The 21,336-nt window shown below is 39.1% G+C and carries 28 protein-coding genes; 8 read left to right on the forward strand and 20 right to left on the reverse strand.

The window, feature by feature from the left end; translation table 11 throughout:
- Positions 1-2: 2 nt before the first annotated feature.
- Entirely contained in the window at positions 3-1,607 is a 1,605-nt protein-coding gene (locus tag AC4IFO_RS04730; protein ID WP_490732237.1) for a TerL protein, read from the reverse strand.
- Between the two features lie 102 nt (positions 1,608-1,709).
- On the opposite strand from AC4IFO_RS04730, the gene AC4IFO_RS04735 reads away from it, so the two are divergent.
- Positions 1,710-2,189, forward strand: a complete 480-nt coding sequence (locus tag AC4IFO_RS04735) for a hypothetical protein (protein ID WP_490732239.1) — start codon at positions 1,710-1,712, stop codon at positions 2,187-2,189.
- A 191-nt stretch (positions 2,190-2,380) separates the two neighbouring features.
- Here AC4IFO_RS04735 and AC4IFO_RS04740 read toward each other — a convergent pair whose 3' ends face one another.
- The gene (locus AC4IFO_RS04740; RefSeq protein ID WP_490732241.1) at positions 2,381-3,391 is read right to left on the reverse strand and encodes a terminase small subunit; all 1,011 of its coding nucleotides are present in this window, start codon (positions 3,389-3,391) and stop codon (positions 2,381-2,383) included.
- Positions 3,392-3,503: 112 nt separating this feature from the next.
- Entirely contained in the window at positions 3,504-3,746 is a 243-nt protein-coding gene (locus AC4IFO_RS04745) for a hypothetical protein (RefSeq protein ID WP_490732243.1), read from the reverse strand.
- A 401-nt stretch (positions 3,747-4,147) separates the two neighbouring features.
- Between AC4IFO_RS04745 and AC4IFO_RS04750 the strand changes: the two genes are divergently transcribed.
- Positions 4,148-4,279 (forward strand): entericidin A/B family lipoprotein, encoded by a 132-nt coding sequence (locus AC4IFO_RS04750; RefSeq protein ID WP_048607741.1) that lies wholly within the window; start codon positions 4,148-4,150, stop codon positions 4,277-4,279.
- Positions 4,280-4,550: 271 nt separating this feature from the next.
- Here AC4IFO_RS04750 and AC4IFO_RS04755 read toward each other — a convergent pair whose 3' ends face one another.
- From AC4IFO_RS04755 to AC4IFO_RS04800, 10 genes are all read right to left on the reverse strand, one after another.
- Entirely contained in the window at positions 4,551-4,754 is a 204-nt protein-coding gene (locus AC4IFO_RS04755; RefSeq protein ID WP_490732246.1) for a crAss001_48 related protein, read from the reverse strand.
- A 590-nt stretch (positions 4,755-5,344) separates the two neighbouring features.
- Positions 5,345-5,794: a lysis protein gene (locus AC4IFO_RS04760; protein ID WP_490732248.1), complete on the reverse strand. Its 450-nt coding sequence runs from the start codon at positions 5,792-5,794 to the stop codon at positions 5,345-5,347.
- Positions 5,795-5,969: 175 nt separating this feature from the next.
- Positions 5,970-6,440: a lysozyme gene (locus AC4IFO_RS04765; RefSeq protein WP_490732250.1), complete on the reverse strand. Its 471-nt coding sequence runs from the start codon at positions 6,438-6,440 to the stop codon at positions 5,970-5,972.
- Positions 6,440-6,709, reverse strand: coding sequence for an HP1 family phage holin (locus AC4IFO_RS04770; protein ID WP_004918813.1), 270 nt, complete (start codon positions 6,707-6,709; stop codon positions 6,440-6,442). Before AC4IFO_RS04770 ends, AC4IFO_RS04765 begins: the two co-directional genes overlap by 1 nt.
- 169 nt (positions 6,710-6,878) lie before the next feature.
- Positions 6,879-7,922 carry a hypothetical protein gene (locus AC4IFO_RS04775; protein WP_473743164.1) on the reverse strand — a complete coding sequence of 348 codons (1,044 nt, stop codon included), beginning with the start codon at positions 7,920-7,922 and terminating at the stop codon, positions 6,879-6,881.
- Between the two features lie 125 nt (positions 7,923-8,047).
- Positions 8,048-9,106 carry a DNA-methyltransferase gene (locus AC4IFO_RS04780; protein WP_490732253.1) on the reverse strand — a complete coding sequence of 353 codons (1,059 nt, stop codon included), beginning with the start codon at positions 9,104-9,106 and terminating at the stop codon, positions 8,048-8,050.
- A gap of 141 nt (positions 9,107-9,247) precedes the next feature.
- Positions 9,248-9,445, reverse strand: coding sequence for a TrmB family transcriptional regulator (locus AC4IFO_RS04785; RefSeq protein ID WP_109911379.1), 198 nt, complete (start codon positions 9,443-9,445; stop codon positions 9,248-9,250).
- 161 nt (positions 9,446-9,606) lie between these two features.
- On the reverse strand, positions 9,607-10,140 hold the full coding sequence (locus tag AC4IFO_RS04790; protein ID WP_264403720.1) for an antiterminator Q family protein: 534 nt from the start codon (positions 10,138-10,140) through the stop codon (positions 9,607-9,609).
- A complete protein-coding gene (locus AC4IFO_RS04795) occupies positions 10,128-10,442 on the reverse strand; it encodes a Ref family recombination enhancement nuclease (protein WP_473743162.1) in 315 nt (104 codons plus the stop codon). The genes AC4IFO_RS04790 and AC4IFO_RS04795 overlap by 13 nt, the downstream gene beginning before the upstream one ends.
- 11 nt (positions 10,443-10,453) lie before the next feature.
- A complete protein-coding gene (locus AC4IFO_RS04800; RefSeq protein ID WP_047755803.1) occupies positions 10,454-11,047 on the reverse strand; it encodes a DUF1367 family protein in 594 nt (197 codons plus the stop codon).
- Positions 11,048-11,187: 140 nt separating this feature from the next.
- On the opposite strand from AC4IFO_RS04800, the gene AC4IFO_RS04805 reads away from it, so the two are divergent.
- Together AC4IFO_RS04805 and AC4IFO_RS04810 are read left to right on the forward strand one after the other, a co-directional pair.
- The gene (locus tag AC4IFO_RS04805; RefSeq protein ID WP_490732257.1) at positions 11,188-12,681 is read left to right on the forward strand and encodes a ParB N-terminal domain-containing protein; all 1,494 of its coding nucleotides are present in this window, start codon (positions 11,188-11,190) and stop codon (positions 12,679-12,681) included.
- Positions 12,682-12,775: 94 nt separating this feature from the next.
- Entirely contained in the window at positions 12,776-13,621 is an 846-nt protein-coding gene (locus AC4IFO_RS04810) for a DNA adenine methylase (RefSeq protein WP_490732259.1), read from the forward strand.
- Between the two features lie 62 nt (positions 13,622-13,683).
- Here AC4IFO_RS04810 and AC4IFO_RS04815 read toward each other — a convergent pair whose 3' ends face one another.
- The 7 genes from AC4IFO_RS04815 to AC4IFO_RS04845 form a co-directional block, all read right to left on the reverse strand.
- Positions 13,684-14,022: a hypothetical protein gene (locus AC4IFO_RS04815; protein WP_490732261.1), complete on the reverse strand. Its 339-nt coding sequence runs from the start codon at positions 14,020-14,022 to the stop codon at positions 13,684-13,686.
- Positions 14,023-14,061: 39 nt separating this feature from the next.
- Positions 14,062-14,535, reverse strand: a complete 474-nt coding sequence (locus AC4IFO_RS04820; RefSeq protein ID WP_490732263.1) for a hypothetical protein — start codon at positions 14,533-14,535, stop codon at positions 14,062-14,064.
- A gap of 61 nt (positions 14,536-14,596) precedes the next feature.
- The gene (locus AC4IFO_RS04825) at positions 14,597-15,319 is read right to left on the reverse strand and encodes a replication protein P (RefSeq protein WP_490732265.1); all 723 of its coding nucleotides are present in this window, start codon (positions 15,317-15,319) and stop codon (positions 14,597-14,599) included.
- Positions 15,316-16,272 carry a phage replication protein O gene (locus AC4IFO_RS04830; protein WP_490732267.1) on the reverse strand — a complete coding sequence of 319 codons (957 nt, stop codon included), beginning with the start codon at positions 16,270-16,272 and terminating at the stop codon, positions 15,316-15,318. The genes AC4IFO_RS04825 and AC4IFO_RS04830 overlap by 4 nt, the downstream gene beginning before the upstream one ends.
- A 1-nt stretch (position 16,273) precedes the next feature.
- Positions 16,274-16,498 (reverse strand): hypothetical protein, encoded by a 225-nt coding sequence (locus AC4IFO_RS04835; protein WP_490732269.1) that lies wholly within the window; start codon positions 16,496-16,498, stop codon positions 16,274-16,276.
- A gap of 17 nt (positions 16,499-16,515) precedes the next feature.
- The gene (locus AC4IFO_RS04840) at positions 16,516-16,971 is read right to left on the reverse strand and encodes a toxin YdaT family protein (RefSeq protein ID WP_272656982.1); all 456 of its coding nucleotides are present in this window, start codon (positions 16,969-16,971) and stop codon (positions 16,516-16,518) included.
- A 44-nt stretch (positions 16,972-17,015) separates the two neighbouring features.
- Positions 17,016-17,264, reverse strand: a complete 249-nt coding sequence (locus AC4IFO_RS04845; RefSeq protein ID WP_125892425.1) for a helix-turn-helix domain-containing protein — start codon at positions 17,262-17,264, stop codon at positions 17,016-17,018.
- 107 nt (positions 17,265-17,371) lie between these two features.
- On the opposite strand from AC4IFO_RS04845, the gene AC4IFO_RS04850 reads away from it, so the two are divergent.
- The 4 genes from AC4IFO_RS04850 to AC4IFO_RS04865 all read left to right on the forward strand — a co-directional run bounded on the left by AC4IFO_RS04850 (position 17,372) and on the right by AC4IFO_RS04865 (position 21,318).
- Entirely contained in the window at positions 17,372-18,124 is a 753-nt protein-coding gene (locus AC4IFO_RS04850; RefSeq protein ID WP_125892427.1) for a LexA family transcriptional regulator, read from the forward strand.
- 378 nt (positions 18,125-18,502) lie between these two features.
- Positions 18,503-18,835, forward strand: coding sequence for a hypothetical protein (locus AC4IFO_RS04855; RefSeq protein WP_490732272.1), 333 nt, complete (start codon positions 18,503-18,505; stop codon positions 18,833-18,835).
- Between the two features lie 12 nt (positions 18,836-18,847).
- Positions 18,848-20,818 (forward strand): phage-associated endonuclease, encoded by a 1,971-nt coding sequence (locus AC4IFO_RS04860; protein ID WP_490732274.1) that lies wholly within the window; start codon positions 18,848-18,850, stop codon positions 20,816-20,818.
- On the forward strand, positions 20,818-21,318 hold the full coding sequence (locus AC4IFO_RS04865) for a siphovirus Gp157 family protein (protein ID WP_042844832.1): 501 nt from the start codon (positions 20,818-20,820) through the stop codon (positions 21,316-21,318). The genes AC4IFO_RS04860 and AC4IFO_RS04865 overlap by 1 nt, the downstream gene beginning before the upstream one ends.
- Positions 21,319-21,336: the final 18 nt, after the last annotated feature.

Consider the following 21,336-nt stretch of genomic DNA (forward strand, 5'->3'; position numbering starts at 1 on the left):
AATTACCTCTTGGTTGTGAAGAAACCTCCACCTTTTTTCTCGGGGGATTTTAGAATCACTAAGCTATCAGCGCAGTTGGGGGACATTGCACCATTAGGTTTTTTATCCACGACAATCTTACCCGACGAGTTTTTACTGTAGGTTGGCTGGCTAAGTTCGGAGGTTAATCTTGATAGTGATGATAGTTTTGACGAAAGTGAGATTATTTCATCGGCATCATATGCCATCCCATTGACAGCTCTGTGGGTATTTAAAAATAACGTCCGTAAGTGCCACCATGACTGAGATTTGAAGTTTTGGAAGAAATCCTTATTAGTGATATTTCTACCTGTAGCATCTTTCATTAGAACTTTGTCAGGATTAAGAACACCAGAGCTACCTTTATAGGCTGAGAATAAAACTGGATTCAGCCCTGACCGTTTTCTCTCTTCGTTTACTTGCCTTGAGTCCCCTCGACAGCCAGCCCCAATGCCATCCGCATCATATAAAACCTCACTGCAGCCATAGTCACTAGCTAAGTTAGTGGCTTTAACAACTGTTTGATATATATCCGCACCCTTGCCACTCCATTCTTCACAAGCATCAACCAATATTCCCTTGCCTGAAACAAAGGCATTTTTATCAATACCTTCATCGGCAACATCAAGTGCTCCAGTGCGTTTACCAGTTGGTTCAATACCGAGTTTAATGTGCGCATCAATAGCAGACTGAATCCATGTAGAGGGAATAATCACTCCTTCAACCGATGCGTTGTAATCAATATCAATTTCTTGCGCGACGGTCACAGGGTCTAATAATTCGACTTGTTTGTCGTACCACTGCTGATCTTTGCGCGGATCATCACGCCAATGGAACGTAAATACAGGTATTTTCCCGCTATGCCTGCGGATAGCAAAACTATTAGCGTTACCGTTAGGAGTTGAAATATCTTGCCTGCAGTTAGTTGTCGCTGATAGTGACGCATCTACTAATGACGGGCGTTCAAGGAAAGCGGCTTCATCCACAATGTAAAAACTGGCACGGTCACCACGCCCGATACCATCACCACACTCACCTGATATGATTGAGTCAGTATGAGGGAATTTCATTCTCATGTGTGGTGCGTCTTTGGCTCTATCCCAACCGAAACGAAATTCAGTCGGTAGATAAGACATAAAGATACGGGCTTTTTCTAACAATGATTTAGGCACGCCAATTTTATCGACGTACTCTTCTTTACGGCTACCAATACCCACGCTGATACCGCGATTAAAATTACATACCGTGCAAGCCAAGCCTACCGTTAACCAACTCATTCCCATATCACGGGTTTTTTCCGTAATACCTGGTTCTTGTGATTTCCACCGTTCCATAAACCATTCAGCCCATTCTTCTTGTCGAGGAAATAGCAGAAATGGAATATAAGAAGGTAAGCCACGCTCAGGGTTTCGCGGGTCATAAGTCATTCCCCAATCAATGATAAATTGAGCAGGGTTGTCTTTGTAATAAGCATTGAGTACTGGTATGGCTTGAGGGTTTTGGCGAATACGTGTTAATCGCTCCATTCGCCATTCAAACACCTGCGCATAGTCAGGATTTTTAAAATCAAATGGAAATGGGATAGGCATAGTAAATATACACTTAGAACTAAAATAATTAACATTGCAATTGCATTCACAAAGGCAATAACATAAATTTTATTTATGTTTTTTTAATTTTAGAGGTTGATAATGGAAATTATTCATGAAACATCTATTGATGCAGCATTGGCTATTATAGAAAGTGGTAAATTCAAACCTAGGTTTTTTAATGAGTATGATGCTGATTCAGGATTAAACTGTGCATCAACAGTAAGGCCTTACTCAAAAGGGCAATTACAAGGTCATGGAGCTGTACTATTACTCGAATGGAAAGGGGACGTTGAAGTGTGCTCTCACAATAAAAACCCTCCTTATACTAAAAACATTTTATTAGACCAACATCCTTGGCGTTGTTTTATTCCTAGAGATAACGACCCTGAACTACTCTTATTAAAAAATATTGATTTTAACCTTGACGCTTATAAGCGTGAGTTTAGCAAAAAACCTCTTTTCTCGTTTTTCAAAACTAAAGAAAAAATTAACTCTTGGATAAATACACAAATTGAAAATGAAATAAGCAATATCAAAACAAAGCTTCTTGCTACACCTGTAAATATCAAAATACTTTAAATATTCCGTAATTTAACATAATGGTGCTTACACGTCCTACGGAAAACAGGTTCGATCCAGTTTCTGCAGGTAAGCACCATTTATCTATGTTATCCATCAAAAATACTTAAATTCTTAGTGAATAAAGCATGCATAAAACAGGTGTGATTTTGCATAGCCTGTTTTTGGGCTGAAACGGTTATTTTTACCAATTAACCCATTAGCTTTTTATAAGCGTCTGCGGCTTCTTGAGAGGTCATGTTTGCAACTTCGGTTTTGATAGGTTCGCCATCTTTACCGGTTAATTCAGTTCGGGTTTTTACCATCCCTAAATGCTGTGCAACCATCTTAAGCGCATCATCTTGATTACGAGTGATCACCTCGACACCAAACTTCCCCTCTTTCACACCAGCGAATAAACGACGAGCGGCGCCAGTTAAATCGCGTGTATCATGAAAATGCGCACGACCAATTCCAGCGCCATTGCATCGAGGGCAATCAGGGTTAGGGTCTAATGTGTCATCGTAACCGTAGCCACCCACATCTTGCGGAGGCGGTTTATTTGCTGCCATGGATTTTTTCACAGCATCTTCATATTCGACCGCATCACGCCACTGATAATTGAAACCAAAGCCCCAGCAGTGACGGCAACACAATCGACGATATTCTGTCAGCTCGTTAACGTCTGCAGTCGCAATATCCCACCACATTTTTAATACAGCATCTTGGGTGATTTGAGTTCTGCGCTCCCTATCCGCTAATGCGTCTGTAATTGCACGATTGACCTTAGCATTTCTGTACATCCGACTCGCGCCAACATAAGCAGTATTACCTTCGCCATTTCCACCGGCTCTCTTATAGGCTGCCGTCCGATTTAAATCGACAAGATACTCATTAACGAATCTTAACTGCATATCGTTAAGCCCGTAGTTGCGCAGGTTAAATGTGTTTTCATCATCGTGCGCATTATCTTGTTCACTGCTCTGCGCAGTTGGTATTGTGCTATTACATATAGGCTCTTTTGCGCATTCTTTTTCGTGCGCAGTGCGCAATTTCTTTTGCGCAGTTTTTTGCGCAGATTGCGCAGCTGGCCTTTTAATATATCGTCGTGCTGTCGCGTAATTAAGTCCCTGGTCTTCACACCACTCTTTAGGGGATACTCCTGATTTAGCATGTTCGGTGAGGAACTGTTGCTGTAGCGTCCCCCAATCCGGTTTAGCCATCGTGTTTATCTCCTTAGCCTATTAGAAAATCTACTTGTAGGAATAAACTTTCTAATTAGATATTTCCCTCAAATAAAAAACCCGCTCTAGGCGGGTTATTGCGAATTCTTTTTTATTTTGCTTCTGGAGTAGCATCTCTCATTGATTTAGGAATTTCTTTTTCACCATATTCTTCAGCTATGGCCATTATTTCCTTATATGGGCGAGCATACGGACCAACTACAACTGTAATGTTTTTCCTTTCCGCCTCTTCAGGCGTTAACTTCATAGCTTCAACTGTCATTATCAAGGCTACTTTCAAAGCAGCGCCTGTCCATGGTAAATACTTAATATCGTTCTCTTCACTACCTGCCATGACAGCCTCCCTAAATGCTACTCACTTACTAGATTCTACCCTACAAAAAAGACGGATGCCTTGCCTAACCAGTTTGGTATGGCTATTGATGTTAATAATAAGAGAAAACCAACTACTAAGTATTGGAAAACATAAAGCATACGGATAAATAGCTCTTTTAATATCATAGAGTGTACCCTTTATTGCTAATGTGATTAATTACCAAAATAAGTATTAACACTTAAAATATAGCAGCTCATTTTTATTTGTCAGGTATCCCTAACCATACCAATCCCATACAGATATCATGGATTAATACTAATATTACAGCTCTATGCAGATAAAAATGGTAATCAAATTGTTCTGCTATAATTAAAAGTGATCTTTTGTAACTTATAACTTCACACTAAAAGGAAGAAAATATGTTGAAAAAAATCAGTTTCCTCATCTGCTCATTAGCTGTTGCTTTCACATTAACTGCCTGTAACACCACTAAAGGTGTTGGTGAAGACATAGAGGCTGGCGGAGAGGCAATACAAAGAGCAGCTCAGTAAAAAATCTACTCTCATGTCTAAAACACTAGAGGTTATATTTATTCTTCTAGTGTTTCTCTGGACATTTAACGACACTCAATTCTGTATTTTCTTTTCCGTATTTGCTTACACTTAATTCATGTGAAAACTTTGCTAATCATATATGCTGATAGTGTATTCAAACTATTGCTTCGTTTTATTTCGCCCCTAAACTGGGGCTTTTCTTTGTTTTTACTGCGTATTTTCTCATACCTCCCTTATAAAACTCGTATAGGCTGGCTATTATGTATTATTATTTTCTATCATTTACTATATCTACTCTCATTTTTAATATTGATGATAGCGTCTTCATTGAATAAAGTTGCGACTCAAATAATCCTTTTTCACTGTCTGGTAGTTTATTAAACACTCTACTACGTATGAATTTGACTAAATATCTAATTCTTAAGTCTAAGAGTGCTGAATCATTTAGTAATTGTTGGTTTCTATTTTTCATACTACTTTAGTATATCTAATTACACTAATAATGGGTATTTAAAGGGTAGATGTAAACACAGAGATTTCAAATTACTAATGAGTGGTCATACCAGGCTAAAGACTGATGAGAGACTTATTCAATATCTGGCTACTAAAAAGCCCCCAAATGGAGGCTCATTGTTCACTTAATCGACTATCAACTTAAAATACTTAGAAATAATTTTGCATACTTTGAAATACCGACTATGTTTAAAGAGATATTCAATTGTATAAAGCAACATCTTTTAGCCTACTGCTGTGTAGGCTTTTTTTGATTTCATCGCCTGTCGTTGTTGTTCAATTTTTCGCATTGCTTTCTTGTTAAGAATATATTTTACTATTTGATAAGAATTCCATCACAAAGAGAGCTGTATCAATATATATGTATACTTACCCCATTGAGCTCTTACTCATATCTATCCCTATCCTTATCTGCATCCTATTCATTATTAGTAAAGATAAAAAACAACCAGATATAACGACGCTTTTTTTAAAGTTTTCCATCTACTTATTAAGTGCCCTTACCTTCATAAGTTTAATTTTTTTTGCAAGAGCATTTACCGATTGGTATTAACGTAAACACTCCGTTCTAATGTAATCCTGCAATCCAAGTATCATTTGCTTGGACTCTGCAATTCGCTCTCTGAGTAACCAATAATTTCGGATAGCGGTGTCAGTAGGTCGGGCGGTGATTGCATCATCCAAGTCGGAGGTGGTAGTGCTTTCGGTTTTTTTACAACTAGCTTTGATGTACACCCGCTCAGGATTACGCTCAGCAGCAATACGCAACTTATCAATTTCAATTTTTGCATTGGCTAGTTCCTGAGTATGTTTTGTATCGAGTTTATGGAGAGATTGGACTCGTTCTTGGTAATCTTCATTGATTTTGACTTGCTCTGTCAGCTCAACGAGTAGTTCGGCATTCTTGGTGTTTAATTCACCTATCTTCTCGTGTTGTTTCCACATTCCCCATATGGCTATCCATGCGGTGATAAATAACGCGACTCTGATTGTATTCATGGTAGCTACCATATAGATGATTAAAAGTTAACTTGTCGGCCTTTATAGTGATCTATGGCTTTCTGGCAGCGTTTTTCTAAACTAGTCTTATCAATGCTGCATGTATTATCAGTAAGCCTGCGGGCACCAAATGCAATTATTGATATGGCAAGCAGCATGAATAAAATTACAGTCACTATAGGTTTCCATGACATATAGCCGCCTCCGCCTCTCTGCGATTAACTAACCCACGCCAAACCTTTCCACCAGCATAAACCCATTTTTTTAGCTCTTCACAAGCTCCGTATTGATCACCTGCATTGAGCTTTTTAAGCATTGTCGACTTAGCAAATGCGCCGGTACCAACGTTGAAAGCAAATGAATAAAGGGCTGCTTTTGTATGTTCGTTTACAGGAACTTTGACTAAGCGGTCGACCTGTAATTTAGTTCTCATAAAATCCAACTCTAGCAACTCATTACATTCTTCTTTTGAATAAACTTTGTTGGGGACAATATCTTTTCCTGTATACCCATAGCAGACCGTTAATACCCCACCCACATCTTCATAGGGCTCATATCTAACACCTTCAAAATGTGCAATCACCGTTAAAGCGATAGCCGAAGCCCCTGCGCCAACAAGCACAGTTAGTTTTTGTTTGAGAGACATTAGATATCCTTAGGGGCTTTCGCCATAAGTTCGGCGGCTTTTCGTGCAGTAGCAGAAGGGTTTAGAGGGTCAGTTTTATTAACGAGTTCTTCAAATAAACGTGTTCGCTTTCGTTGCTCTCGTCGATTCATAAAGAAAGTAGCAAGACCAAGGATGATGCTAAACGCCATCCCAATAATAAAGCCCCACTCATAAAGTGATAAGCTTGCGAAAAATGCTGTTAGCCCAGCACTACCGTAGGCTGCGTTGCTATATTTATCCATACGCATGATTTCACCCCCTACGGAGTGCCTGAGATTGAGTTAATGGGTAGCCTACCGCAATGTCATTGCAGTAATTAAACATGTTGTGTGTAATTTGCGGTGGCGGTATACGAAAAAAGGTCGCATCAGGCGACCTAGTAAATGAATATTCTTGAACACCAACAATATGAATGGATTACTTTTTAGCTACTTTTTCTGCTATTTTATAAATCTCGCCAGTTTTCTTGTTATAAATAATTATTTTTAAAATATCTCCATTGATTAACTGATACTCATCAATAACTTCTCTGGGGCTACTAAAGGTGGGGGTCTTACGGTTTTCAAATGTGGTCACATAATTAGGAACCCATTTGTATTGAGCAATAAACTCAATATCACGACCATCAACTAATTTCGCTTTTTCAATTGGAAAAGGAAAACTTATTTGTTTTGAATATTCATTTGGATTAACAACAACAATTATAGAAGATAGTAGTTTGAAAAAATCACTTGACTTCAATCGTACCCCTTGATTCAAGGTTTCTTTTTTTTCAACATTTGCCTGTGCACCAAATGCATTTGTTGCAGTATAACTATCTGCTGATTTTGTATTTTTATTTGTTATTAAATCTAAATTATCTGAACCGTAACTACTTTCATCATGTAACCTAACATCCCACGATTGACTATCAGCGTCATAAGTTAGGTATGTTTGTAACTCAATACATTGTTGCCCATATCCAATATTTTCAATGCTCTGCTTAAATCTTTTATCATATTCATTTTTAGTTTCATATTCATTTTTTGTTACTTTTTTATCTCTATATATATCTAAAATTTTAGGTATATCTGCTCCTTTGAACCCAAAAGGAACTCTTTTCCCTGTAATATTGCAATATTCAGCTAATGCTACGCTTGCCTGCGCATCTGATTCTAAATTAGCCATATTACTATAGATATTTTTTAACAACTCATTAGCTGCTTTAGCCTCACCAGACTGTGGAAACCTATTAATTAGCTCTTTTAATGCTGTTATTTGCCTTCCTATTTCCTGATGTTTTTTAGCTGAAGCAAGTAATTCTTCTGGGGTTTCTTTTAATTTCAAAATTTCATTATTTTTATCTTCAATTTGTTTTTTTAAGTCATTGTTTTCTTTAATTAAATTATCAACCTCTGTTTGTGATGGGCCACAACCAGTTAATAATGACAAAATTATTGCAGATAACAAAAGCTTCTTCATTAGACACCTTCTATCAGAAAAAATGTTTATAATTAATTTTCCTAATAGAAGGTATCCTCATTTATCTTAATATTCAAATCAAAAAATATAAGCTTAATTTAGCTCAGGTAAGCAGTTATTCTCCACTACAGCTTTTGTCGCTCTGTATTTTGTTCTATTTCTAACTTTGTTTGTTCAAATCGCTCAGTTTCAAGCTCTACCCCAATAACACGACGATTAAGATTTAATGCCGCTTTTATTGTGGCGCCAGAGCCCATGAAGAAATCAGCAACAACATCACCCTCTCGGCTACTGCTATTAATAATGTGTTCCATCATCACAGCTGGTTTTTCACAAGGATGCTTGCCCGGGTAATATTGCACGGGCGGATAGGTCCACACATCGGTATAAGGAACATCAACAGTAACTGAGAAAGGACGGCGTAACAGTTGATACTGCTCGGCAAGCTCTCGATATTCTCGGTTAAGTGTTACTTGAGTTTCTGCTAAATCTGAATGGCTTCTAGTTAACAGGTTTTCGCTATGCTTTTCACTGGCTACACGGCGAAATAATTCTTGTAGTTTTTGATAATCAGACTCATTGGGTAATTGCCATTGGCTGTAGCTGAACCAATGAGATGCCATTTGCTTACCGGTTGCTTGCTGTATTTCCTTTGCTGTTATCCCAAGCGATTCACGCGACTGTTTGAAATACTCAATCAAAGGCTTGAGCACGTTTTCTTTTAGCTGCTTACATTCCTGTAAATAATCACTACTTTTTCCTTTGTACGGGCTTTGATAATGCTCAGCGAAAAGAATTCTTTCAGTACTTGGAAAGAAACTGCGTAGGTCAGCTTTGCATGCTCTACGCCACGGCCCTGATGGTTTTGCCCATATAATATGATTCAGAACATTAAAGCGTTCTCTCAATAACAACTCAGTATCTGCGGCGAGTTTTGAACCACAGAACATATATAAGCTGCCATTTGGCTTCAGAACGCGCCAAAACTCCGCCAGCATTTCATCAAGCCAAGATAGATAAGCAGTGACATTTTCCCACTGATTGTCCCAACTGCACGACTTTACTTGAAAGTATGGCGGGTCAGTTGCGATTAAATCAATACAGTTGTCTGGAAGTGTTTTTATGTAGTTTAGTGAGTCGCCATTGACTAAATTGATACTGTTTAAATTTACAGTGTTTTTCATAGATCAGGGAAACCTTTTTTGATAAGCTTCATTTGCTTTGTGCACATAAGCAGTGGGCTTTAGTTTGTCCGTGATCTCGCGGAACGGGCGAATGGCTGGTAAGGTGCTACCAACACCCACCAGCCGCCCATTTTCACAGTGCTAGATATTTTGAAATGTATTTTCTTCGATGTTTTCTTTGATAAATCCCGCCATCGCTAGTTGCGTTAATATCAACTGACAGCGTGATTTTGCTAATTCAGTATAACTTGAAATTTCTTCTATTGTTGCCCACCAGGAGTGTGGAACAACTTCTAAAACAATTTTTGCCTCTTCTGTCATATCAATCTGTTTTAACATGATATTTTATACCTTTGGTCGTTTATTGGTCGTGAATACACATGTAACTCTGAACAAAGGTGACAGCAAGCTTTACTTGCTTTAGAAAGCAAAAAACCCAGCGCATTGGCTGGGTTAGTTGGTGAAGTTACTAAAATGGCAACTTACCTTTAAATAGTGGATCATTGGCTCAAAGAAGTCAACACGTTCTTACTATTATTTTTCTTTTTCCACTCATTATCGCGTATTTTAAATGCATTATAGAGATGTGGATAAATTAAATACTCGGCAGAACGGATGATTTCTTTTACCTCACGGCGACATGTGGCCATTGAGGGCTTTCGATATTCAAGTGTGCGATTCCTGCGAACCATTTGCCGTGGCTGTGCAATACCATAGTAATAACGAGCAATGGCACGATCGGAGCTCACAAAAGCATAGCGTAATAACAATAACGTGAATGCGACTCGGTCTATATGATAAATTTTATCAACCACCTTGGTGATTAACATTCCATCGTCGTCATTACACATTTCCCTTTCTGGATAATCACGCTTTTCCACAGTGGCCATAAATTCAGCGATGATACTGCTTTGGCGTTTCTCTAATCTACCGCTGTAAACCCAAGCACCGAATTTGGATAGCCAACCTTGTAACCAGGCTTCTTGCTCTGCATCGAGTACAAGTCCGTCAGAAATATTTTTTATACTCGACATGCGCGCAGCTCCATCACTTCTCTTTTGATTTGTTCCAGTAGCTCAATTTCGGTACCGTGAATCTGTTGCCATGTTTTAGGAGCCGCATGAAAGCCAGTGTCATAGCTAGCCCGGTGGTGAAGTGGACATAACGGCAAGACATCTTTATGACTAGCCCGTTGAGCCATGCCCTGCCCCGTTCTCACATGATGAATTTCCGCGAGACTTGCCCCATACCCCATATTGCGACAGCAAATACAGCCGAGTTCTGCTACATCCGATAGCCACTGTTTATCTTCTTTGGTCTTTGATTTTTTGGTCATTGGTCTTGCCTCTAGGTAAAATCTAATAGCTGAGCAGCCGCATTTTCAGCAGCTTCTTGAGTGGGAAATTTACGGAATAGAATGAAGTTCCAGAGCACATCGAGGGTTGATTTATAGAGTTCGCCAAAGGCTAGGTCATCCATTTTGGCAAAGCTAATTGATTTAGCGACACGGCGTAGGCTACCGTCTGGCATTTCAAAGGTTTCATAGTGGCCAGATTGCTCTACCACCCAATAGCGGAAAGCATCAAATGATTTGGTTGCTGATATATTATGAGCGCGTTTCTGTGCTATCTCATTGAGGTAAACATCTGCAGCAGATTGGAGGGCATCGTCGTTATCGGTGTAGTAAGCGAGAAATTTAACGTAGCCACGCACCAGTTCTTTTTCTTCAGGCGAAATAGTGCCACCAGTTGGTTCCCAGTATTCATACCCTAGATTAAGTAGTGCGAAGTATTTACGGTGGAAACGTGGGTTACGAGCTTTCTTGAAATCAGCCGAAAGCACATCACCACACTTGATTTTGGAATGCAAAAAATCCCTTGCCGCTGGATTAGCCGGTACAAGAGTGTCGTTAGACATTTTGATAAAGCTATGCTGTGCCATACATTTCTCTCAGTAGACACAGCAAGTGTTAAGATTGGGTGTTCAGACCATCTCTAATATAGCATGTTTATACTAATTGAAAAACCATGTATCATAAGCCAAATTTATATCTTTATACTCTACTTAAGGAATAAATAGAGATGGCAACGAGAAAAACAATAAAAGTAAATAAGTTATTATTAGATATTAATAATCCTAGATTTCCTGATTCGGCTGATAATCAAAGAGATGCAATTTCTAAAATGCTAGAAATTCAATCAGATAAGATTATTAAGTTAGCAAAAGATATTGCATCAAAAGGTTTAGATCCATCCGAGAATATTCTTGTCCACGAAAGCGAAGATGAACCTGGATTTTACATTGTTGATGAAGGAAATCGTAGAATTACTGCCCTAAAGCTACTGTTATCCCCTGAGCTAACATCGAATGAAAAGATAAGAAAAACTTTTGAGAAAATACAACCTACGCTAAATACAATTATAGATAGTGTAGAAAATTGTATTGTATTTCAAGATGACTCTTACGCCCATTGGGTAAATATGAAACATACTGGTCAAAATAATGGTGTTGGTAGAGTTGAATGGACATCACCAGAAAAAGCTCGACATATGGCGCGAAATGGGAAACTATCTTTCGGGCATCAATTGTTTGAGAATATTCAATATAATTATGATGCAAAGAATATAGATGAATTTAAAAAGCATGTACGAATTACAAACATTAGCCGTTTATTTGATGATCCTGATGTTAGAAGAAGCATGAACATTCAAGTTATTGACGGTTATTTATACTGCTATCAAACTCATTCTCGATTCTTAGAACAACTTAGTAAAATTTTAGATGCAATGACTGAAAAAGATGATAAAGGAAAAACTTTATTCACGGTCAATCGTATTAGAAGTAAAACTGATAGAGCTCACTTTATTATTGAGATAGGTATTTCTGCTAGTACATCTTTATTATCTAAACCTTGGAAGATCATCGATGGGATAAATAAGGATGATTTAAATAAAGTAGAAGAAAATAATGCAGGTCTGCCAGAAAAACCATCTCCAACATCTCTTTCTCCAAAACCTATGGCTGATGTCTCTGATGTCATGCCTGATACAGATGACTCATCAGACAAACCCATAAATGTTGATTCAACCTCAGACACTAAAGATTTAAAATTCACTAGACCCCCAACATCAAATAGAAACTATGTAATTCCTGCTAATATCCGCTTGAATTTTAAATCTCATAAGAAGTGCTCAAGAATATTCACTGAGTTGAAAAAAAATCTTAGATTTGATGAAGCTACAATATCTATTTCAATAATGCTTAGAATATTTATTGATTTATCTGTAACTGTCTTCGCTGAAGAAAATAATCTTTCAGACGAATTTAAGAAAACTCACAAAGGGAGAGAACCAGGATTACATGATAAAGTAGTAATTTGCGCCGAATTCTTACACAAAAATAAAAAATTATCGGGCTATGAATCCAAAGCTGTTATGGCAGCTTCAAGTCAAATTACTAAATCAGCCGGCTCTCTGCAACAATACGTTCACAATCCCAGTTTTTTGCCAATAAAAGAAGCTGTCAATACCGAATGGGATAACTTTCAGCGGCTATTAGAAGAAATCTGGAAATAATTCCCTCAAAATCAACAAGGTGACGCAATAGACATCTTGTTGATTTTGCAATATAATTATACGAGTTATTAACTTTATAAAATGGATGGTTTAAATGTTCTATACTCCGCTGCGTTATCCTGGGGGAAAAGGTAAACTATCTTATTATATTAAATCATTAATTGATGAAAATTCACTCAATGATGGTGTTTATATTGAACCATATGCTGGTGGGGCAGGAGTTGCTTTAGAGCTTCTTTTGCAAGAGTATGTTAGGCATATTCATATAAATGATATTGATATTGCTATATATAGTTTTTGGGATTCTATTCTTAATAATACCGAAAATTTCAGTAGGCTTGTCCATGACACAATAATTAATATTGAAAATTGGGAAAAACAAAAAAATATTTTATTGAACTCAGTTAATCACTCAACATTAGAAATTGGTTTTGCAACATTTTTTTTGAACAGAACTAATCGTTCAGGTATATTAAAAGCTGGTGTTATCGGAGGGAAATCACAGTCAGGGAAATGGAAATTAGATGTTAGATTTAATAAAACAGAGCTACTAAAAAGAATAGAGAAAATAGCTAATTATTCATCTAGAATTCATATTTATAATCTAGATACCATAGATTTATTAAAATCCTTACCTGTTCAATCACCTGAAAAGACATTACTTTACCTTGATCCACCATATTATGTTAAAGGCCAAGGATTATACCGTAATTTTTATGATCATGATGACCATGTTGCAGTCATGAATGCACTCGCCGATACTAATTTCCCATACTGGATTGTATCTTATGACAATCATGAGGAAATAAAAAATATCTATAATAATTTTAGAGTGAAAGAGTACGATTTACAATATACAGCACATGAAAAAAAGACGGGGGGAGAAGTGATGATATTCTCTAATAATATAAAAATCCCCGAAATTCGTCTCGGAAAATAAAATATATAATAAGCAGAATGCAGTTCATTGCTGCTTATTATATTAGTAATATAATGTTTTAGTTAAATAATTAACTTCAACTCATGCCACCCTAACGTACTCCAACATTCAGAACTACCACTAAGGCAACACGCAGCCACCGGCAACTGCTCATTACATTGTTTACAACGCCTTTTATTTAGCTCTGAGATTAACGACATCACGGAACGGTCATCAATTCTAATCAACATTGAAAGATATTCAGCGATATCATAGGGCTCTCTTCCTAGTCTACGTAATGCGCAATTTCTTTGAAGCATTTCTAATTCTTGATCATCAAGAAATAACTCTATTTTAGTAACACCTGATTCTTTTTGCCGCTTACGCTGTTCAGCTTTGCGCTCTGCTGCTGTTTTTGCCATTGGTCTCGCCTCTTTCTCATAAAACTAATTACAAACACTTTAGCCATCAAAATTAAATTCAAATAAAAGAGAACCATGCCTAGAATGGATCACAAAAATATCCCACCGTATTGCATACCAAATTGGTGGAGATATATTCACCCTGTATATTGAAGAACCAACAGTATATGGCTGAATTAAATCACTAAAACCAACGACTAAATCCTTTAGTAAATCCGAATGTTTTGCAGCAAAACCAAGCTGAAAAAACCATTCCTCCACTATCTTAATCATGTCGTTTTCGCTGATTTGATCTAACGAAACATGCCAATGCTCAATGGGATGCTTATCGCTATGACGAACAATTACTGACTGAACTGAGCTAAGTAAAGTCGTTTTTTCTTCAACATAAGTGCATTCATACTCAGGGGCAACATTCGGCTCTCTATTCAACGACTCAACAGCACATAAATAACCATTGATTTTTTCAACATCCAACAAAACAAACTCTTTAGGCATCGGTTTATATTTCATTTTTCATCACTTTTATTTGATTTAGGTTTCACTATATACAATATATTCAGCCAATAACTAATTAACTATCCCGATATAAAATTTTAGCCCTAATTTCCTTTAACGCTTGCTGCCCTATCAGTCGATATTTACCCTCTTTATCAATTAACTCTGACGTAGAAACCCCTCTTTTAGTTTGACCTATTAACGGCTTGATTGGCGGGATTGGCTTACCTTCCTGTATCTGGTTGTAAAAGGCTATCAGTTGCTTCTTGATGGATTCCCTAATCTCTTTATCGGACAAGTTATACTGCGTCATACGTCGCCTTGCTTCTGGTACAATCCAATACATAACAGCTGATTTCCAAGGGAATGACTCAACAGATGGATATCGCCACTCCATGTTGCTATAGCGTTTCATTTCAGCCATGACTTCACAAACTGACGGTAGGCCCATAGCTTGCATCATTCCCTCTCGGCACCAACTGATAAATTTTCCACAGGATGGGAAAAAATCAGACTCTTGCTGCCTAGCCACACTCATCCCAGCTTTCAATTGCTCAACGGATGTTATGCCATTCTCGATAAACGCCAGCACCCATTGTCGTTTGGTTGCTGAAATATCTTCTTGATTTGAAAACACAGTATGCTTTGCCGCTGGGAAAATTTGCACTAAGTTATCAAACAGCATATCAACCAACTTTTCCGCATGTTCATTGATTCCAGCAGGTTTATTGATTGGCTGAATTAGGCTCGATAATTTTTTGTTATCTCTGTTTTCAATTGCGGAGAGAAGACTTTTCATAGCGTGTTCTCCCATGCTTCAGGGCTATTCCAATGGGCTTGTGCTGGCAAACAATCTTCACCTTGTGGAATTTCAGCAAATTTTAATACTAGCTTGTCCCACTGCTTGCGAAGTGTGCTTGGGCTAAGAATATTTTTGCACCAAAATGGGTCCTTATTGGCCCTATCAAACAACCTACAAATCTGCCTGTGCGTTCTGCCGTCAATCGTGCGCATCAACCGCACCTCATTGGCCCATAAAGCCCAGTTAGGTTCTTTCGGGGGTTTGATGTCGTCATCAGATGCAGATACATTTTCGTAAAGCTCAGTCACCCGTTTGTATATCCACTGCGCACAAAGCAAATCATCCGATGTACCCCACTGCCGCTTTCTTGCACTGAACACAACGGCATCAGGGTGGCGAGCCACAAACGAATTATCATTCATGTTTTCGTCGGGTTGTGAAACGACCGGACAAGAAGGGCTTATATTCTCTGTAGTATTCTCTGTTGTAATCTCTGTAGGATCGAACTGCGGATTTGTTTCACCGCCACCGTCGAATTTGTCTTGTGGCGGCTGTTTGTTTTGTTGTTTCGCCAAATCCCCATTGTGACTTTCCCCGATTGCGCTTTGCGCATTTGGGACTTTATCAATAGGTTGCGTCATAATTTGGTCAAGTTGGTCACAATCTATACGGTAATATATTTTGTGTTCTAAACGCCTATCCGTTTCAATTAAAATCCCACGTTTAACAAGATGCTTTCTGGCGGTGAGTTGCTCGCGATAGCTTAAGCCCGTTTCAGCCGTAATATCCTCAGATGACTTATAGACCCCTAATTCAGAGTCCGTTTTATCCTGCCAATAAAATATCTGGCTAAAAAATATTACCGCATTGACGCTACCAAAGCGTTTAACTAGACCAGGGTAGTAAGCCACAGGCCGCCCAAAATCGAGTAACAAGTCTGATGGTCTCATTTCACACCCCCAGCGCTTTCGCGATATCACGGCAAGCGTTCTGGTACTGCTCCGGCGTCAATCTCTTTAAAAGTAGCTTTTGTTTTTGTTGTTCGTATTGCACCCCAATGTTGAGCGCTATCGCCCTTCTTCCCTCGAAAATATCTTCGATTTGTTTTCTGTCTGCTGGCTTTCCATTCAATAAAAAACCATTGCAGTAGGTAATCAATTCAGTCGTTCTTAGCATTGGTCTTGCCTCTTGAATTAGTGCACGCTGGTCGGGCGTGATATTGCATTGAGTGCGTTAACGGCATTATTTATTCGGTGTGACATGTCACGCCCCTCTAACAAAATTTCGGTCATAGCTTCTGCAAATCGCTGTATGGCCACTGATGCTAAATAGTTTTTAGTATCGCCACGTACTCGAGCTAACCTCGAAGCTGGCAACGCCATTTCAATCGCAGGCATCAGCTCTGCTAATTTTTTCATTGATGCGTTCGAGTCGCCTCGCAACCAACGAAAGATCTGCTGCCGGTTGTTGTTAATCGCTTTCCAATCCGCTTGGCCTCGTTCATCTTCAATAACATGCAAGCGACTCGGTGATTTGTCTCGCGTGATCTGCAAATACGCGCGACTTATCTCAATCGCTACGTGCTCTTGACCGTGTTCTGTAGCCCAGCTCTCAATTTCAGAGCGGACAATATCGATATCAAAACTCATCTCTGCGTCTCCTGTCGCAAAATTGATTATGAATAATCAGTTTTTTAATCTGATAGCTGTAATACTGATGGCTCGTTGGGTAAGCCATCGTAAGGGTTTGGGTAATCTATCGGGTTCAAATCATGTGGGGTTACTAGCCAATTTGTTTTGGATGCCCACTCAATAGCTTTGCGTCCCTTTGGAATGTAATTCCCTGCAATGACTTGGCTTATGTAGCCCTGTGTCACGCCAACTGCCTGAGCAAACTCAGACTGGCTAATTTGCTGTTGCTTTAGGTAGATATTTAATTTCATTTGTTAGCTCCTTTTTAACTTAACAATGCAATATTAGCAATGCTAATTAAATAGATCAATAGCAACGCTATTAGAAAAATATTAGTAATACAAATAAACTAGACGGTATGAACAGAAAAATTTCCGAATCTGACAAGGTAGCAGCCCAGAATTTACGCAATATCTGGGAAAGCAAACGTGAATCTCTCGGCTTAACTCAAGAAAAAGCCGCGGAGGCACTTGGTTTTGCTACACAAGGAGCGGTTAGTCAGTACCTAAATGGCCGTACCGCCTTAAATACAGATACCACATTAAAATTTGCTGCTTTACTTCGCGTTGATCCTGAAGATATCAACCCTGAATTAAAAATTTTACTCGACTACGTCAGGTCAACAAATCGAAATGTTGAGATAGCTCAGCCGCAACAATCGGTTAGAAATGATCACAACACATTGAGATTAATGGATATATATGCGAAAGCAGGCCCGGGTGGTTTTATTAACAATGACTTCCCAGATACCATAAAATCTATCGAGTTCTCTTCCGAAAAAGTTTTTGAGTTATTTGGCCGTAAAAGTCTGAAAGGCATTGAGATGATTAATATCAGTGGTGATAGCATGTCCCCTGCAATTAATCCTAGAGATGTTGTCTTTGTTGATACACATAGCGATTTCTTTGATGGGGATGGCGTTTATGTGTTTAGTTTTGAAAATTCCCTATTCATTAAACGACTACAACGCGTTAAAGGCCGAAAACTTGCTGTCAAATCAGATAATCCCGCCTATGAAACCTTTTATATCGAAGAGTCTGAAATGCATGACTTGCGTGTGATAGGTAAAGTTATAAAATCTCTTCCAATAAAAATGGTTGATTTTGCTTAACTAAAACAAACAGTTAAATACCGCCGCTAATATTAGCGGCTTTTTTTTGCTTAAAATAATTAGCAATGCTATTGATAATTAAAAATAGCGCTGCTAATATTCATTTCATTAATACAAACACAGCAAGTGTTTAGATAAGTGTTCAGACTTAAAAATTAGCCCGCACCAGGGAAACAGTTAGACCAACGCTTGAGGCAAGACCAGACAGCTCGGAAAGACGAGTATTGATTTGGAAACGTAAAAAAACCCACCGAAGTGGGTTCCTTTACCTCGGGTCGCCGACCAAAGCTAACCGAGAGTTCTACTAGCGCGACCAAACGCTAGAAGAGGCAAGACCAATGATAAATCACTGATCACAGTTATTTTAAAGGAGCTGCTATGAAAGCACAACCTAAAACCCTAAGTGTCACCTTATACATTCATGCTCAGCAACAATTTGACGGCTCATACAAATACCGCCCTTATCCATTCAAATATGATATTGAATCTGGTTTAGGCTTTGTCATTGCTGAGCATACTATCGACATTCCCTTTACTGCTCCGTCAAATACTGAGCTAGTTCAATTAGAGATTGACTCACTCAAAGCTGAGCAAAGCAAAATTCTTGCTGATGCTCAGGTGAAATCAAGCCTACTGGAAGACCAAATCCAGATGCTGCTGTGCTTAGAAGGCAAACCCATTTCTAAAACTGACGAACAAATCCCTTATTAAGAGGCAAGACCAATGACAACTTTTATCTGTGTATTTGAGCCTACGACCGAGGCTCGAACCAATGGCGCTGTACCTTTAACCATCGCTTTCAATGCGGCTAACGCTAAGATTGCGGCAGCTACGGCAATGATTAAGCTATCGGAAGTTTATCCTGATTCTCTGGATAACTTTAATATCGATGAGCCGATTATTTGTGAGGATGCTGTAGGTTCCCCCCGCCCTGCACTCGATCAGTTCGATGAAAAATTTGCTGTTGAAAATGAATTTGACGGCGAAAAATGGCAACCCATTAAATATAAAGAATTTAAAAAGCTGGCCACTAAACCCCGCGTAGCTGCTTTACTGATGTTTGGTAAAACTCAAATTACTGATAAAGAATACACTTCAACATTGAAATATCTCAATGAAAGTAAAGAAGCGCCAAAGATTCGACATATCGCCACAGGCCTTGCTGAAATCACCAAAGTTTCATTAATGGATGCCGAAGCCACGATGGAAATCGCGCAGGCGGTTTATGAGTATGCTGACGATAATGTCACTATCGAAGAAGCTAAGGCGCTTGGTGAAAGTTGGTTAACCGAGGAACCTGAACTACCTCCCGTTGAAGATGAGCCTGTTCTTAAACGTGATTATGCCGCTCTTGACCTCGAAATTGCCCTCGCTCTCATGGACGTTAAACCAAGCGATGCAAAAAGCGCAGATATTCGCAAAGCAAAAGAACTCATCAGCGCTGAAGATAAAGCATGGAAACGTTTATCTATGGATTTACGCACATTCCCTAGCGTTCTAGATATCCCTCGCGAGAACATCTTTGCACTAGTGGCAGAAGCACGCGAAAAGCCCGAACTATTTGATGATGCGAATGCCCGTAAAGCGTTTATTGATTCAAAACTTGGTGCCAATAACCCTAAAGTAACCTCACTCGGTAGTGGCCGTTTCGCTGTTGATAATTTAGATACTAAGCCGGCTAATGATGAAGCACCTGAGCAACCAGCTAAAGCAGAGAAACCAAAACGCACCAGCAAGAAAAAAGACACACCGGCTAGAGTAGAAAAAGAGCCTGAACCAGCTGTGATTGAAGCACCTGTTATTACTGCGCCAATTGCCACTGAACAAGATGATTTTGAACAACGTGCAGCGGTACTTGATGAGGTGCTTAATAGCGGTAATACAAACCACCTTAATATTTGGAAGCAAGTACAACGTACTGATTCACGCTTTACCAAACCACTTGATGGCATGGGCTTTGTTGGTACCAGTATCAACAGCACCTATATGTTTATGCGTGCGACTGAAATATTTGGCCCAATAGGTGAAGGCTGGGGTTATGAAATCATTGAAGAAAAAATGATTGATGGGAAACCCCTTGTCGAGCCCGTACTCGATGCCCACCATAAACAAGTCGCAATGAGGTTCCTGCGTGATGGGGATGGAACATTACTCTTTGAACAAAATCACTCAATCAAGATCCGCTTTTGGTACATCATCGAAGGCGAAACTCGTGGTGAGTTTGAGAGTTACGGTGCCACACCTTATCGCTATCAGACCAAGCAAGGAATAAGGACGGACAGTGAAGTGATCAAAAAATCACTCACCGATTCCATCAAAAAAGCACTTTCCATGCTGGGCTTTAGTTCTGACGTATTTATGGGAATGCATGATAACCCTGAATATGTGGCGAGTAATAAGCTCGAGTATGAAATCAAAGCCGCCAGCGATAACGCTGAAGATGCGACCCGCATTCGCAAAGAGTTAGACGAGAAGTTCACGCGACACACTGAAACGATGCGCAGTGCGGTGACGCCAAACGAATTACGGGGCATCACATCTACTCTCACCCGCGAAATTTCAACGCATGCCAAGTTGGCCAAACAACGTGGCGACAGTGAATATGAAAAATATTTAAACGGCCGTTTGCGCCGGCTAAATGAAATTGAAAAAGAGTGTTTAGACCAACTGAAACAAAAAGAAGAGGCAATCTAATGACCAAGACAACTGCTATTGCAATGGCTGCTGACTACAGCAAATTACAACAACTCGTCGAAACAGGTGAATTCACCGCAGAAGATGTTGCCGATACCTTAGAGGGTATCGAGTGTGAACTAGGCGATAAACTCGATGCAATTATGCTTCATGCCCGTAATTTAGAGGGGCAAGCCAAAACACTGGATGAAGAATCAAAACGTTTGGCTGACCGTAAAAAATCATTCGAAAATCAGGTTAAGAACCTAAAAAAATATGCATTAGATTGCTTATTAACATCAGGTAAAGACAAGTTAAAAACCACTAAAAACACATTTACCGCTCGCGCTGGTGTTGTGCGTGTCATCATCGATAACGAAGCAGCCTTACCCGATGAATTGGTAGATGTTCAAACCATTACCGCCCCTGATAAGAAACGCATTAAAGAAGCGATTGAAAACGGTATTGAGATACCTGGTGCTCACTTAGAAGTGGGTGACCGTTCATTAATGGTTCGTTGATCAATATAGCGCCCAGCC

This window comes from Providencia sp. UF-224 (assembly GCF_058245955.1).

Excerpts from the sequence above, each read along its gene's own strand:
- AC4IFO_RS04865 (WP_042844832.1), top strand. The coding sequence starts at position 20,818 with ATGACCAAGACAACTGCTATTGCAATGGCTGCTGACTACAGCAAATTA.
- AC4IFO_RS04860 (WP_490732274.1), top strand. The coding sequence starts at position 18,848 with ATGACAACTTTTATCTGTGTATTTGAGCCTACGACCGAGGCTCGAACC.
- AC4IFO_RS04825 (WP_490732265.1), bottom strand. The coding sequence starts at position 15,319 with ATGAAAAGTCTTCTCTCCGCAATTGAAAACAGAGATAACAAAAAATTA.
- AC4IFO_RS04735 (WP_490732239.1), top strand. The coding sequence starts at position 1,710 with ATGGAAATTATTCATGAAACATCTATTGATGCAGCATTGGCTATTATA.
- AC4IFO_RS04815 (WP_490732261.1), bottom strand. The coding sequence starts at position 14,022 with ATGGCAAAAACAGCAGCAGAGCGCAAAGCTGAACAGCGTAAGCGGCAA.
- AC4IFO_RS04765 (WP_490732250.1), bottom strand. The coding sequence starts at position 6,440 with ATGTCTCTCAAACAAAAACTAACTGTGCTTGTTGGCGCAGGGGCTTCG.
- AC4IFO_RS04840 (WP_272656982.1), bottom strand. The coding sequence starts at position 16,971 with ATGAGTTTTGATATCGATATTGTCCGCTCTGAAATTGAGAGCTGGGCT.
- AC4IFO_RS04790 (WP_264403720.1), bottom strand. The coding sequence starts at position 10,140 with ATGTCGAGTATAAAAAATATTTCTGACGGACTTGTACTCGATGCAGAG.
- AC4IFO_RS04730 (WP_490732237.1), bottom strand. The coding sequence starts at position 1,607 with ATGCCTATCCCATTTCCATTTGATTTTAAAAATCCTGACTATGCGCAG.
- AC4IFO_RS04850 (WP_125892427.1), top strand. The coding sequence starts at position 17,372 with ATGAACAGAAAAATTTCCGAATCTGACAAGGTAGCAGCCCAGAATTTA.
- AC4IFO_RS04740 (WP_490732241.1), bottom strand. The coding sequence starts at position 3,391 with ATGGCTAAACCGGATTGGGGGACGCTACAGCAACAGTTCCTCACCGAA.
- AC4IFO_RS04755 (WP_490732246.1), bottom strand. The coding sequence starts at position 4,754 with ATGAAAAATAGAAACCAACAATTACTAAATGATTCAGCACTCTTAGAC.
- AC4IFO_RS04780 (WP_490732253.1), bottom strand. The coding sequence starts at position 9,106 with ATGAAAAACACTGTAAATTTAAACAGTATCAATTTAGTCAATGGCGAC.
- AC4IFO_RS04760 (WP_490732248.1), bottom strand. The coding sequence starts at position 5,794 with ATGAATACAATCAGAGTCGCGTTATTTATCACCGCATGGATAGCCATA.
- AC4IFO_RS04830 (WP_490732267.1), bottom strand. The coding sequence starts at position 16,272 with ATGAGACCATCAGACTTGTTACTCGATTTTGGGCGGCCTGTGGCTTAC.
- AC4IFO_RS04750 (WP_048607741.1), top strand. The coding sequence starts at position 4,148 with ATGTTGAAAAAAATCAGTTTCCTCATCTGCTCATTAGCTGTTGCTTTC.
- AC4IFO_RS04820 (WP_490732263.1), bottom strand. The coding sequence starts at position 14,535 with ATGAAATATAAACCGATGCCTAAAGAGTTTGTTTTGTTGGATGTTGAA.
- AC4IFO_RS04775 (WP_473743164.1), bottom strand. The coding sequence starts at position 7,922 with ATGAAGAAGCTTTTGTTATCTGCAATAATTTTGTCATTATTAACTGGT.
- AC4IFO_RS04845 (WP_125892425.1), bottom strand. The coding sequence starts at position 17,264 with ATGAAATTAAATATCTACCTAAAGCAACAGCAAATTAGCCAGTCTGAG.
- AC4IFO_RS04810 (WP_490732259.1), top strand. The coding sequence starts at position 12,776 with ATGTTCTATACTCCGCTGCGTTATCCTGGGGGAAAAGGTAAACTATCT.
- AC4IFO_RS04805 (WP_490732257.1), top strand. The coding sequence starts at position 11,188 with ATGGCAACGAGAAAAACAATAAAAGTAAATAAGTTATTATTAGATATT.
- AC4IFO_RS04835 (WP_490732269.1), bottom strand. The coding sequence starts at position 16,498 with ATGCTAAGAACGACTGAATTGATTACCTACTGCAATGGTTTTTTATTG.
- AC4IFO_RS04745 (WP_490732243.1), bottom strand. The coding sequence starts at position 3,746 with ATGGCAGGTAGTGAAGAGAACGATATTAAGTATTTACCATGGACAGGC.
- AC4IFO_RS04795 (WP_473743162.1), bottom strand. The coding sequence starts at position 10,442 with ATGACCAAAAAATCAAAGACCAAAGAAGATAAACAGTGGCTATCGGAT.
- AC4IFO_RS04855 (WP_490732272.1), top strand. The coding sequence starts at position 18,503 with ATGAAAGCACAACCTAAAACCCTAAGTGTCACCTTATACATTCATGCT.
- AC4IFO_RS04800 (WP_047755803.1), bottom strand. The coding sequence starts at position 11,047 with ATGGCACAGCATAGCTTTATCAAAATGTCTAACGACACTCTTGTACCG.
- AC4IFO_RS04785 (WP_109911379.1), bottom strand. The coding sequence starts at position 9,445 with ATGTTAAAACAGATTGATATGACAGAAGAGGCAAAAATTGTTTTAGAA.
- AC4IFO_RS04770 (WP_004918813.1), bottom strand. The coding sequence starts at position 6,709 with ATGCGTATGGATAAATATAGCAACGCAGCCTACGGTAGTGCTGGGCTA.